This window comes from Microbacterium helvum, assembly GCF_014779795.1.
Taxonomy (GTDB): domain Bacteria; phylum Actinomycetota; class Actinomycetes; order Actinomycetales; family Microbacteriaceae; genus Microbacterium; species Microbacterium helvum.
The window spans coordinates 89458-101850 of sequence record NZ_JACXZS010000001.1; the positions used below are offsets into that span (position 1 = coordinate 89458).

Here is a 12393-nt window from a genome sequence, read left to right on the forward strand (position 1 = left end):
TTCCCCAGCCTAGACAGGATCGGCGCCCGCGGCCGCGCCCGCGGTGGTCAGGCCTTCACCGGCCTTGCGTCACGCAGCATGCCCGCGACGACGAGCGCGCCCGCGGCCACGAGGATCAGCAGCCACAGACCGAGCGCATACGAGTTGGTCTCGGCGTTGTAGGTCGCGCCCATCACCAGCGGCGGGAAGTAGCCGCCGAGACCGCCCGCGGCGGCGACGACACCGGTGACGGCTCCCGCCTTGTCGGGCGGGGTGGACGGACCCACCCACGCGAACACCGCGCCCATGCCGAGGCCCATGGCTGCCGCCATGAGCAGGAACACCGTCCCCGTCAGCACGCCCTCGGGCGGCTGCTGGCCGACGACATAGGCGGCGGCGACGATGCCGGCGAGCGAGATGAGCGAGATCACCTTCGGGCCGAACTTGTCGGCCAGCACCCCGCCGATCGGGCGGGCGATCACCGCGGCCGCCGCGAACATCGCAGTCCGGGTGCCCGCGCCGACGGCATCCACATCATCCGGATAGATGGTGGTGAGGTACTTCGGCAGAAAGGTCGAGAACGCGACGAAACCACCGAAGACGATCGCGTAGAGGAATGACATCTCCCACGTGATCGGCAGCTTCAGCGCTCCGACGACCTTCGGGATGAGCGGCTGACGGCTGGCCGTCCAGGCGGGCGAGTCGCGCATCACGAACCACACCAGCGCCGCCATGGCCACCATGATCCCCGCGATCAGGAAGTGCGTCGGCAGGTAGCCGATGCTGAGCGCCAGCCGCGGGGTGAAGAACGCCGACACGGCCGTGCCGATCATGCCCATGCCGAACACGCCGGTCGCGAAGCCGCGACGCGCGGGCGCGTACCACGCGCTGGAGAACGGGATGCCGGCAGCGAAGATCGTGCCGGGGATGCCCAGCAGGAAGCCCGCGAACAGCAGCAGCGGAAAGCTCGCGATGGAGCCCGCCAGCGCCACCAGAAGCACCGCCGGCACCCCGGCCAGCAGTACGAGCGTGAACACACGGCGACCGCCGAAACGATCGGTGAAGGCGCCCACCGGCACCCGGCCCAGCGCACCGACGAGCACCGGCATCGCCAGCATGACCGAGATCTGGCCTTGGTCGAGACTCATCTCGTCGGCGTACACGCCCTGCAGCGGCGAGATCGCCATCCAGGCCCAGAACCCCACTGTGGAGGCGAGTGTCGCAAGGATGACTTGACCCAGTCCGCCCTTCAACGAGGGCTGGGTCTCGGCGTCGACAATCGTGCTCATGTGGGTTCTCCCGTCGTCATGCCCGAACGTATCGGCGTGCGTGTCGGCGGCGCAATGGTCGCCGGGGCACCTCGGTGCGTCCGGAGTGACGGATGCCGCTACCCGGCGTCGCGGCGGCGCTCCAGCCGCACCACCACCGACTTCGACGTCGGCGTGCCCGACACGTCGGCGACCGAGTCCAGCGGCACGAGCACGTTCGTCTCGGGGTAGTACGCCGCGGCGTTGCCGCGCGGCGTCGAATACGCCACGACGCGGAACGCGTCCGCACGCCGCTCCTCGACGGCGCCGCCCGGCCCGGCCCACTCCGACACGAGGTCGACGGTGTCGCCCTCGGCGAAGCCCAGCGCGTCGATGTCGTGGGCGTTCACGAGCACGACCCGGCGTCCGCCGTGGATGCCCCGGTAGCGGTCGTCCTTGCCGTAGATCGTGGTGTTGTACTGGTCGTGCGAGCGCAGTGTCTGCAGCAACAGCCTGCCGGGCGGGATCACGGGATACTCGAGCGGATTCACCGTGAACCGCGCGCGACCGTCCGGGGTCGCGAACGTCCGCGCGTCACGCGGCCCGTTCGGCAGATGCAGCGTGCGCCCCTTGTCGATGCGCTGCTCGTAGTCGTCGAACCCCGGGATCACGCGTTGGATGTGCGCGCGGATGAGTGCGTAGTCGCTCTCGAGCGCGGCCCAGTCGGCGTGAGGGACGTTGCGTGGATGCCGCACCCCGGTCGGGTCGGGACGCTCCGGCTCGACGGCACCGTGCTCGGGCAGCCCCCGGTCGGTCGACGTGGTGCCGGCCGAGGGTGCCGGGGCGCCGGCATCCCCTCGCTCCCCGAAGACCAGCTCGCACAGCCGGGCGACGATCGCGACCTCGCTCAGCAGGTCGTCGGAGGGCGGGGCCAGCCGTCCGCGCGAGGAGTGGACGGCGCCCATGGAGTCTTCGACGGTGACGCGCTGCTCGCGCACCGTGCCGTCCGCGCCGGCGCGGCGGTCTCGGTCGGTGCGGCCGAGCGTGGGCAGGATGAGCGCGCGGCGCCCGGTCACGACGTGCGAGCGGTTGAGCTTCGTCGACACGTGCACGGTGAGCCCGACGTTCGCCATCCCCGCCTCGACGACGGCGGTATCGGGTGTCGCCGACACGAAGTTGCCGCCCATGCCGACGAAGACCCGGACGCGGCCGTCCCGCATCGCGCGGATGGCCTCGACGGTGTCGAAGCCGTGGGCGCGGGGCGCGGTGAACGCGAACTCGCGGTCGAGGGCCGCCAGGAAGGCCTCAGCCGGCTTCTCGTAGATGCCGACGGTGCGGTCGCCCTGCACGTTGGAGTGCCCGCGCACCGGGCACACGCCCGCGCCCGCGCGACCGATGTTGCCCTGCAGCAGCAGCACGTTCACGACGTCACGCAGCGTCGCCACCGAGTGCTTGTGCTGCGTGAGCCCCATCGCCCAGCACACGATCGTCGCCTTCGACGTGCGCACCGCCTCGCCGACGCGGCGCAGCGCGTCTTCGGGGATGCCGGTGGCCGCCACCAGGTCGGGCCACGAGGCATCGTTCATCGCCTGCCGGTACGCCTCGAAGCCGCTCGTGTGCGCCGCGATGAACTCGTGGTCGAGCACACCGCCGGCCGCATCTTCGGCCTCGAGCAGGTGCTTGCCGATCGCCTGGAACAGCGCCTGGTCGCCGCCCAGGCGGATCTGCACGAACCCGTCGGCGAGCTGCGTGCCGCCGAAGGCGACGCCGCGCACCGTCTGCGGGTTCTCGAAGCGCAGCAGCCCGGCCTCGGGCAGCGGGTTCACCGCGATGATGGTGGCGCCCCGCTGCTTGGCCTTCTCGAGCGCCGACAGCATGCGCGGGTGGTTCGTGCCCGGGTTCTGGCCCGCGACGATCAGCAGATCGGTCTCGTGGATGTCGTCGATCGACACGGTGCCCTTGCCGATGCCGATGGTCTCGGTCAACGCCGAACCCGAGGACTCGTGGCACATGTTCGAGCAGTCCGGCAGGTTGTTCGTGCCGAGCCCGCGCACGAGCAGCTGGTACAGGAACGCCGCCTCGTTCGACGTACGGCCCGAGGTGTAGAACACCGCCTGGTCGGGGTCGTCGAGGCCGCGCAGCTCGTCGGCGACGAGCGCGAGCACGTCGTCCCACGAGATCGGCCGGTAGTGGGTCGCCCCCTCTTCGAGGACCATCGGATGCGTCAGCCGCCCTTGCTGGCCGAGCCACCAGTCGTCGTGCGCGCGCAGCTCGTCGAGCGAGTGCTCCGCGAAGAACTCCGGACCGACGCGGCGCAGCGTCGCCTCTTCGGCGACGGCCTTCGCGCCGTTCTCGCAGAACTCGGCGATGTGCCGCTTGTCCTCCTCGGGCCACGCGCACCCCGGGCAGTCGAAGCCGTCCTTCTGGTTGACGCGCAGCAGCGTCTGCGCCGAGCGCGTCACACCCATCTGCTCGTTCGCGATCTGCAGCGCGTGCAGCACCGCGGGCACGCCGACGGCGACCTTCTTGGGTCGTGTCACGCGCACGAGGGATTCGTCGATGTCCGCTGCCGGGGGCTTCGTCGCCATGCCCCCAGGCTATGCCTCACCCGCCCCTCAGGTTCATTCGTCACAGATGTACGCCGATCCCCCGGTACGGCGTACATCTGTGACGGATGAACGATGGGGAAGCAGGCCCGGCGACGGGGATCAGGGAGCGAGCAGACCGTCGAGCGTGACAGCATCCGTCCGCGCGCGTTCGAGCACGGCCTCGGCCGACGCCTGCACATCGGGGTGCGGGTCGCCGTCGAGGATCAGGGTCACGAGGGCGGCCATGCCCGCGTTCTGGTCACGCACGAGCTCGGCGAACCGGCGCTCGGCATCGGGCGACTGCGCGTCGACGAGTCCCTGCTCGGCCGACCACGTCGGCATGCCGGGCATCTGCGCGTGGTCAGAACCGTGACCGCCGCAGGGGCCGTCGACGGGCGGCTCGAGGGGGCGGGCCGGAGCCCACGAGACATACCATGCACGCAGATCGTCGAGCTCGGCGAGGTCGGCGGCCACGACGCTCTTCGCGTATGCCTCGGCGTCCGCGGCGATGCCGTCCTTGCGCAGCAGCGTCTGGGCGAGCTCCTCCTCTTTGACCCGGTAGTAGATCATGGCCTCGACGTAGCAGTAGTCGTCGGCGGTCACGGTCTCATCGACCTCTGGCGAGGGCCGGGATGCCGTCACGCCCTGCCCGTCCGTCGACGGACGCGTGCTCGGCACGGCCTCGGCCGGCGACGACTCCCCGACGGGCACGCCGAGCACCGCGAGCGTCGCACCGGCGGCGGCGGCCACGATGGCCGCCGCGAGCACGGCGACGGTCTTCGGTCTGCGCACGCGAAGGCCTTCCGGATCGAGAGGTCGATCCGCGGTCGAGAAGGGTCTCAGCGCCTGCCGGTGCCGAAGATCCCGCGGATCACTCCCCCGAGGATAGTCTGCGTCGACTTGGAGTTCAGGATCTGTTCGATGGGGGACTTCTGTGAACTGCGCGACGTGCGCGTCGTACCCGCCGTCTTCTTGAGCAGCCGCTCGTACTCCTGCTGCGCCTTCTTCTCGGCCGCCGCCGCGGCTTTGTCGGCCGCCGCCTGCTGCTTGTCGATCGCGGCCTTCTGCTTGGCGTACTCGGCGTCCGCCTTGGCCTTGGCCAGCGCCGCCTCCTCGGCCGCGGCCGCGTCGTCGGCAGCCTTCATCTTGGCGGCGAGGATCTCGCGTGCCGACTCTCGATCGATCGCGGTGCCGTACTTCGCCAGCAGCGGCGACGCCTTGACGGCGGCCTCGATCGCAGGATCCGGCGTCGGCGACATGAGGCCCTGCGGCGCCCGCAGTCGCGTCCACGCGACCGGGGTCGGCGCGCCCTTCTCGCTCATGACGGTGACGATCGCTTCGCCGGTGCCGAGCTCCTGCAGCACGCGCTCCAGGTCGTAGCCCGACTTCGGGTAGGTGCCGACGGTGGCGCGCAGCGCCTTGGCGTCGTCGGGCGTGAAGGCGCGCAGCGCGTGCTGCACTCGCGAGCCGAGCTGGGCGAGCACGTCGGACGGCACATCCTTCGGGGTCTGCGTCACGAAGAACACGCCGACGCCCTTCGAGCGGATGAGCCGCACGGTCTGGGTGATCGCGGCGAGGAAGTCCTTCGACGCGTCCTTGAACAGCAGGTGCGCCTCGTCGAAGAAGAACACCAGCTTCGGCTTGTCGGCATCCCCCACCTCGGGCAGGATCTCGAACAGCTCGGCGAGCAGGTACATCAGGAACGTCGAGAACAGCGCCGGCTTGTCGATCACTCCCGGCACCTCGAGCAGGCTGACGAAGCCGCGCCCGTCCGGCGCCGTCCGCAGGAAGTCGGTCACGGCGAACTCGGGCTCGCCGAAGAAGACATCGGCGCCGGCATCCGCGAAGGTGATCAGCTCACGCAGGATCACGCCGGCCGTCGCCGCCGACAGACCGCCGAGCTCCTTCAGCTCGGCCTTGCCCTCGGGGCTCGTGAGGTGCGTGAGCACCGCGCGCAGATCCGACAGGTCGACGAGCGCCAGCCCGTTCGCGTCGGCGTAGTGGAACACCAGCCCCAGGCTCGACTCCTGCGTGGCGTTCAGGCCCAGCACCTTGCTCAGCAGCAGCGGCCCGAAGCCCGACACCGTCGCACGTACCGGCACGCCCTTGCCGACCCCGCCGAGGGCGAAGTACTCGGTGACCGAGGCCTCGGGCTTCCAGTCCTGGCCGATCGCGCTCGTGCGCGCCAGCAGCTTGTCGTTCGGCTCGCCCGGCGTGGCGACGCCCGACAGGTCGCCCTTGATGTCCGCCGCGAACACCGGCACGCCCTTGGCCGCGAGCTGCTCGGCCAGCCCCTGCAGCGTGCGGGTCTTTCCGGTGCCGGTCGCCCCGGCGACGAGGCCGTGACGGTTCATCATCGCGAGCGGGATGCGGATCTGCGCCTCGGCGACGGGCTCGCCGTTGACGAGCGCGCCCAGGTCGAGCGTCGTCGCCTCGAACGTGTACCCCTTCACGATCGCCGCGACCTCGTCGGCGTCCAGCGGCGCGCCTTCGGCCGGCGGGGCGGGTGTGGTGGATGCCGCCGACTCTCCGCTGCCCGGAACAGGTGCCTCTGCCGCGACAGGTGCTTCTGCGACGGTGTCGGCCTGGCCCGGCGAGGACGCCTGTTCTGGCGCGGGGGCGGGGGCCGCGGGTGCGTCTGCGGGTGCTGCGTCCCCGGCCCCTGAACTCGTCGAGGAGCCGCCGGCGCGGGCCTTCGCGGCCTCGGCCTCGGCTGCCGCGAGCGCGGCCCTGGCCTGCGCGGCCTTCAGTTGCGCCTCGGCGGCGTCGGCTTCGGCGCGCAGCCGCGCGAGCTCCGCCTCGGCGGCCGCGACGGCCGGATCTGATGCGGTGGGCTCGGGCGCAGCGGCAGTCATGGCGTCAGCCTAGCCACGGGCCCCGGGTGGCAGCATCCGATCGTCGATCCGCTCAGTAGCGAAGCGCCTTGCCGCCGTCGACGACGATCTCCTGCCCCGTGACGAAACCGAAGTCGAGCGCCACGGAAGCGATCGCCTCGCCGATGTCACCGGCGTCAGCGAGCCGGCCCATCGGCACCGAGCGCGCTTCGGCCTCGAACCCGGCTCTGGCGTTCTCGGCACCGACCAGCCGCTCGTGCCAACCCGACACGACGGTCCCCGGGGCGACCGCGTTGACGCGGACGGCGGGCGCAAGCGCGACGGCCAACGCCCGGGTCAGCTGCGCCAGCCCCGCCTTGCTCACGCTGTAGGGAAGGGAGCTGCCCACCACCCGTGTCGCCGAGATCGACGACACGTTGACGATCGACCCGCCGCGGTCCTTCAGCGACTCCGCGAACGCCTGGCAGACCCAGAACGCACCCAGCAGGTTCGTCCCGAGGATCTCGTCCCACAGCTCGGGGGTGATCGCATCGAGGTCTGAGAACTCGATCTTCCTCGTGGTTCCCGCGCTGTTGACGAGGATGTCGAGCCCGCCGCTCGTGCCGATCACCTGCGAGGCGGCGCGCCGCACGGAGTCCTGGTCGGACACGTCGATTCTCAGCGGGTGCGCAGTGGCCCCGAGCGCCCGCAGCTCGACGCCGAGGCTCCGCGCTGCGTCCTCCGATCGCGAGTAGCCGATGTGGATCTCTGCGATCCCCCGTCGCGCAAGCTCGAGGCAGGTCGCGCGTCCGATTCCCGTCGCACCACCGGTGACCAGCGCGACGCGCGCTGCGACGCTCATGCTGCGCCCTCCGTGAGCCGGTCGGCGGCGCGTCTATCGTCCTCTGACATGGGCAGCGGCACCCCAGCACGCCTCTCCTGCGCGAGGTACACGCCCTTGATCACTTCGAGCGCCATGAGGCCGTCGCGGCCGGTCACCGCGGGAGCACGACGACCGCGCACGGCATCGAGGAACTCTGCGATCTGGCGCCCGTGGAACTCGGGCACACTGGTGCGTCCGGACTCCTCCCTCCGCCACACGGCCATGCGCTCCTCCTCTCCGTCGAATGTCCACAGGTCGTTGGTCGCCTGTGCCAGCTCGGGGCTCTCGGCGATGCCGACGCTGTGGCCGGCCGTCCCGTGCACCGCCAGCCGGAAGCCCGGTGCTCGATAGCCGACCGTCGTGCTGGGCTCGGACGCGAAGCCGTTCTCGAACGCCGTCGTCGCCTGCACCGTCGCGATCGCGCCGCCCTCGTAGGTGACAACGGCGCCCGCGACGTCCTCGACGTCGATGTAGTCGGCGTGCTTGAGCGTCGCCCACCGGCCGTAGACCGACGTCGGAGCGCCCAGCATCCAGTTCATCAGGTCGATGTAGTGGATCGCCATGGTCAGCAGGACTCCTCCTCCCTCGCCACGCCACGTGCCCCGCCAGTCGTCCTGCGCGTAGTACTGCCGGTCACGGCCGAGATGCGCCAGGCACTCCGCCGCGACCGCACGGCCGATCCGGCCCGCGGCGATCGCGCCATGCATGCGCTGCGCGGCGGGGACGAACCGGCGCTGGAAGACGGTGCCGAGCGCCACCCCTGCTTCCTCGGCAGCGACGACGAGCTCGTCGGCCTCGGCGAGCGAGGTCGTCAGCGGCTTCTCGACGAGCGCGGCGACGCCGGCCGAGACGGCGCGCATCGCAGGTTCGAAGTGCTGCTTGTGCGGCGTGGCGATGAGCACGGCGTCAAGGTCCGCGCGCTCGAGCATGCGATCCACGCTGTCGTACGCGGTCGCGCCGGGGTACCGCTCTGCGGCCTCCTCGGCTCTCGCCAGGCTGCGGGAGCAGACCGCGGCGAGCTGCACTCCGCCCAGGGATGCCGCGGCCTCGGCATGGATCGTGCCGAACCTGCCCAGCCCCACCACGCCGACACGGACCGGATCGGTCATCGCGTGCTCCCGTCTGACCCCAGGGTGATGCCTGCGGCGCGCGCCGCCTCCGACAACGTCAGGTACGAGAGCTCAGCAGCACGCACCTCATCGAAGTCCGGCAGCGCCTGCCGCCGCACGCTGATCTCGACGGACACGGTGCCGTCGTACGCGCCGTCGTCGAGCAGCCGGAGGAAGGCCGGGTAATCGAACTCGCCCTCGCCGGGGATCAGGAAGTCGAACCCGTCGGCAGCCCGGCGGTGGTCTTTGACCTCGACCACGACCGCGCGCGGCAGCAGTGCCGCGACGACAGCTGCCAGATCGAAGTCGCGCACTGCGAAGTGCGAGATGTCGAGGTTGATTCCGAGCGCCGAGGACGCGACGGCGTCCAGGACGGCGAGCGCGTGCTCCGGGGTCGACACGACGGCCCCGGCGTGGGGCTCGAGCGCCACGGTGCATCCGACGCCGTCGGCGTCGGCGACGAGTTCTCCGAAGCGGTCGATGATGAGCGCCTGGTCCGAGTCCCAGCTGTCCTGCGCGACGATCGGCGGCGGGTTGCCGCCCAGCAGCGGCGCCTTGGGCTTGTGCGCTCCCAGACTCACCGGCAGCGGCCGCCCGTCGCCGAGGACGGCCGCGACCTCGAACGAGCGGATCAGCCGTCGGCGGCTCTCGACCCACGTGTCGTCGTCGCAGACCAGTGGCGCGTTCGCCGTGACGCTCGAGATCTGGAGACCGACGTCTTCGGCGCAATGGCGCCACCGTGCCGCATCCTCGTCGGTGGCCGCGACCGCGTCGGTCGGCCACCCTTCGCAGACCGTGACCTCCACGCTGTCGTAGCCGATGCGCGACAGCGCCCGCACGGCCTCGTCGAAGGCGAGATGTGGCGCGGACCAGGTGTTGTAGCCGAGCCTCATGCCGTCTCCGCCCCAGGACGCAGCAGCTGCTTGACGCCCGCGCTCGTGCGCACCGCGTTGAAGGCCTCCTGCCACTGGTCCAGCCGGTAGGTGTGGCTGACGAGCGGCGCGAGGTCGACCAGACGCAGCTCGAGCAGCCGCATCGCCCGGTCCCACGAGTCGGGGGTGCTGGCGAAGCCGCCGGTGATGACGAGTTCGCGGAACGAGACGAGGGCGAGATCGATGGGGACGGCATCGCCGCGCTGCCCGATCTGCACGTACCGTCCACCGCGTCGAATGCGCGTGATTCCCAGGGCCATTCCGCCGGCAGACCCCGAGCACTCCAGGACGACGTCGACGTCATCGGGTGCGTCGTCGGGATCGGAGACGGCCGTGAAGCCCAGAGCCGCGGCGACGGTGAGCCGCTCCGCGTCGCCCGGCGTCCCGAGCACGGTCACCTCGCCGCCGGACACCTTCGCGACCTGGGCGGCGAGCAGGCCGATGGCACCCGGACCGATCACGAGCACGCGATCGGCAGCGCGTACGGCCGGCATCGGCTGGAACAGGGAGCGGCACACGCATGCCAGCGGCTCGCTGAGCGCCCCCGCTTCGACAGGGACGTGCTGCGGCAGGCGGCGCGCGTTGCGGGCGGGCACCACGATCTGCTCTGCGAACCCCCCGTCGGTGCCCGAACCGATCGACACGCGCTCTTGACACCGGTTCGGGTGCCCGGCGCGGCAGTCGCGACACCGGCCGCACGTGGAGAAGAAGGTCTCGAGCGCGACAGCCTCACCGACGCGCGCGGGATCGACACCGTCGCCGACCGTCGCGATGATTCCGCTCACCTCGTGCCCGAGCGTCACCGGCGGGCGCGAACCGTAACTGCCGTCGAGGATGTGCAGATCGGTTCCGCACAGCCCGGCCGCCGCGACATCGACGACGACCTGACCGGGAGCCGCCACGGGGCGGGGCACGTCCTGCAGCGCGATGTCGTCGGCTGCCGGACCCGTCTTTCGCAGAGCCTGCATCATCGGTTTCGTTCTTCCACGTGTCGCCCTCGACTGAACATGCCTGGGACTCTAGCAGATTGTTACTATGTCACTATGTCTGCACAGCGAGGTCCTTCACTTGACGTCACGACGGTCGGACGAGCGGTCGTCGACCTCTACCCGGCCGAGGACGGACGCGCCCCGAAAGACGTGGAGTCCTACCGCCAGTACCTCGGCGGATCGCCGACGAACGTCGCCGTCGCCGCCGCTCGCGCCGGGTTGCGCAGCGCCGTGGTGACGCGGACGGGCGACGACCTCTTCCACGAGTTCGCCGTCGACCAGCTCACGACGTTCGGCGTGGACACACGCTGGGTCCGGGCGGTTCCCGGCCGTCGCACGACGCTCGCGGTGTGCGATCTGCACGAACCCCACGAGCCGGCATTGACCTTCTTCCGTGACGCGCAGCCCCCGGAGGAGAGTCTGGATGCCGCCGAACTCTGCGAAGCCGCTTCGGCCTCCCGCGCATTGTGGATCACGGCATCCGGATTCACCTCCGAGCAATCAGCGGCGGCGCACGTCGCCGCGATCGCCGAAGCGGACCAGGTGTTCCTCGACCTCGACTATCGACAGGACTTCTGGTCGGCCGAGAGCGACCTGCGCGATCGCCTGCGCCCGGTGCTGGATCGCGTGGACGTGGTCATCGGAAACGTCCGCGAGGTCGAGATCGCGCTGGGTCAGACCGGCACGCCGGCGGACCTCGCGCGCGCCCTGGTGAAGAGAGGTCCACGCCTCGCGGTGGTCAAGGAGGGCTCCAAGGGCGCATCGGCGGCCACGCGGGATTCACTGATCGAGCAGCCGTCCTTCGAGGTGCAGACGATCAACGGGCTGGGCGCCGGTGACGCCTTCGGCGGCCAACTCGTGTGCGGCATCCTCACCGACCTGCCGCTCGAAGATACGATGCGTCACGCCGTGGCCGCCGGCGCCATCGTCGCCTCGCGGCGCGGCTGCTCGGTCGCCATGCCGACCATGACCGAGGTGGCGACGTTCTTGGAGTCCCGCACGTGATTCCCGACGGCGCGCCGGGCATCGGTTCCCTGCGCATTTCGCTCGAATTGTCGTCATAATGAGTTGACATGTTGCATAACGAATGAGGTGAGGATGTCGACGAAGGAAGCTGTGATACCCGTATCACTCGACCGCAACTCGCCCGTTCCGCTGTACTTCCAGCTCGCCGAGCAGTTGCAGGCAGCGATCACGGATGGATCTGCGCAGCCGGGCGACCCCGTCGAGAACGAGGTCGCGATGAGCAAGCGACTGGGATTGTCGCGTCCGACCGTCCGGTACGCGATCCGCTATCTCGTCGACCAGGGCCTGCTGGTTCGCAAGCGCGGGCTCGGCACGTTCATCACCAGTCGGCGCGTGCATCGCCGGGTCAGCAAGGGGAGCCTGTACGAGGATCTGTCGGCACAGGGACGGAATCCGACCACGAAAGTGCTCAGCCAGGCGAACGAACGCAACCCCAAAGCGGCGGCTGCACTCGAACTCGACCCCGACACCGAGCTGATCGCATTGAAGCGCCTGCGCTACGCCGACGGCGAGACCCTGACGATCATGCACAACTGGCTTCCCGCACGATTCGGCCCCATCACGAGCGAGGACCTCGAACAGCGCGGCCTCTACTCGATCCTGCACGATCACGGCGTGGGCCCGATCGTGGTCCACCAGTCGATCTCGGCTCGCCTGCCTTCCCCGGACGAACGCGACCTGCTTCAGATCTCCAGCCGCCTTCCCGTCATCGCGGTGAGTCGTACAGCCTTCCAGCCCGGCGGCGCTCCGGTGGAGTACGCCGAGCACGTCTACCGATCGGACAACTACGAGATCGAGCTCGTCCTCGAGGAGAACTGACGAGCGTC

10 protein-coding genes are annotated in these 12393 nt (G+C 70.4%); 2 read left to right on the forward strand and 8 right to left on the reverse strand.

The annotated features are described in order from the left end of the window. Positions 1 to 47 precede the first annotated feature (47 nt). From IF188_RS00485 to IF188_RS00520, 8 genes are all read right to left on the reverse strand, one after another. On the reverse strand, positions 48 to 1268 hold the full coding sequence (locus tag IF188_RS00485) for an MFS transporter (protein ID WP_191169831.1): 1221 nt from the start codon (positions 1266 to 1268) through the stop codon (positions 48 to 50). A gap of 98 nt (positions 1269 to 1366) precedes the next feature. Continuing rightward, the gene (locus IF188_RS00490) at positions 1367 to 3814 is read right to left on the reverse strand and encodes an FdhF/YdeP family oxidoreductase (RefSeq protein ID WP_191169832.1); all 2448 of its coding nucleotides are present in this window, start codon (positions 3812 to 3814) and stop codon (positions 1367 to 1369) included. Positions 3815 to 3934: 120 nt separating this feature from the next. Then, positions 3935 to 4606, reverse strand: a complete 672-nt coding sequence (locus tag IF188_RS00495; protein WP_191169833.1) for a DUF305 domain-containing protein — start codon at positions 4604 to 4606, stop codon at positions 3935 to 3937. Between the two features lie 47 nt (positions 4607 to 4653). Beyond that, positions 4654 to 6669: a helicase HerA-like domain-containing protein gene (locus IF188_RS00500; RefSeq protein WP_191169834.1), complete on the reverse strand. Its 2016-nt coding sequence runs from the start codon at positions 6667 to 6669 to the stop codon at positions 4654 to 4656. 52 nt (positions 6670 to 6721) lie between these two features. After that, positions 6722 to 7489 (reverse strand): SDR family NAD(P)-dependent oxidoreductase, encoded by a 768-nt coding sequence (locus tag IF188_RS00505; RefSeq protein ID WP_191169835.1) that lies wholly within the window; start codon positions 7487 to 7489, stop codon positions 6722 to 6724. Continuing rightward, a complete protein-coding gene (locus IF188_RS00510) occupies positions 7486 to 8619 on the reverse strand; it encodes a Gfo/Idh/MocA family protein (protein WP_191169836.1) in 1134 nt (377 codons plus the stop codon). Before IF188_RS00510 ends, IF188_RS00505 begins: the two co-directional genes overlap by 4 nt. Next, positions 8616 to 9512: a sugar phosphate isomerase/epimerase family protein gene (locus tag IF188_RS00515; protein WP_191169837.1), complete on the reverse strand. Its 897-nt coding sequence runs from the start codon at positions 9510 to 9512 to the stop codon at positions 8616 to 8618. Before IF188_RS00515 ends, IF188_RS00510 begins: the two co-directional genes overlap by 4 nt. Then, positions 9509 to 10522: a zinc-binding dehydrogenase gene (locus IF188_RS00520; protein WP_224751269.1), complete on the reverse strand. Its 1014-nt coding sequence runs from the start codon at positions 10520 to 10522 to the stop codon at positions 9509 to 9511. The genes IF188_RS00515 and IF188_RS00520 overlap by 4 nt, the downstream gene beginning before the upstream one ends. A gap of 72 nt (positions 10523 to 10594) precedes the next feature. Between IF188_RS00520 and IF188_RS00525 the strand changes: the two genes are divergently transcribed. Beyond that, positions 10595 to 11545: a PfkB family carbohydrate kinase gene (locus IF188_RS00525; RefSeq protein ID WP_191169838.1), complete on the forward strand. Its 951-nt coding sequence runs from the start codon at positions 10595 to 10597 to the stop codon at positions 11543 to 11545. A gap of 111 nt (positions 11546 to 11656) precedes the next feature. Next, the gene (locus IF188_RS00530) at positions 11657 to 12385 is read left to right on the forward strand and encodes a GntR family transcriptional regulator (RefSeq protein ID WP_318152682.1); all 729 of its coding nucleotides are present in this window, start codon (positions 11657 to 11659) and stop codon (positions 12383 to 12385) included. Positions 12386 to 12393: the final 8 nt, after the last annotated feature.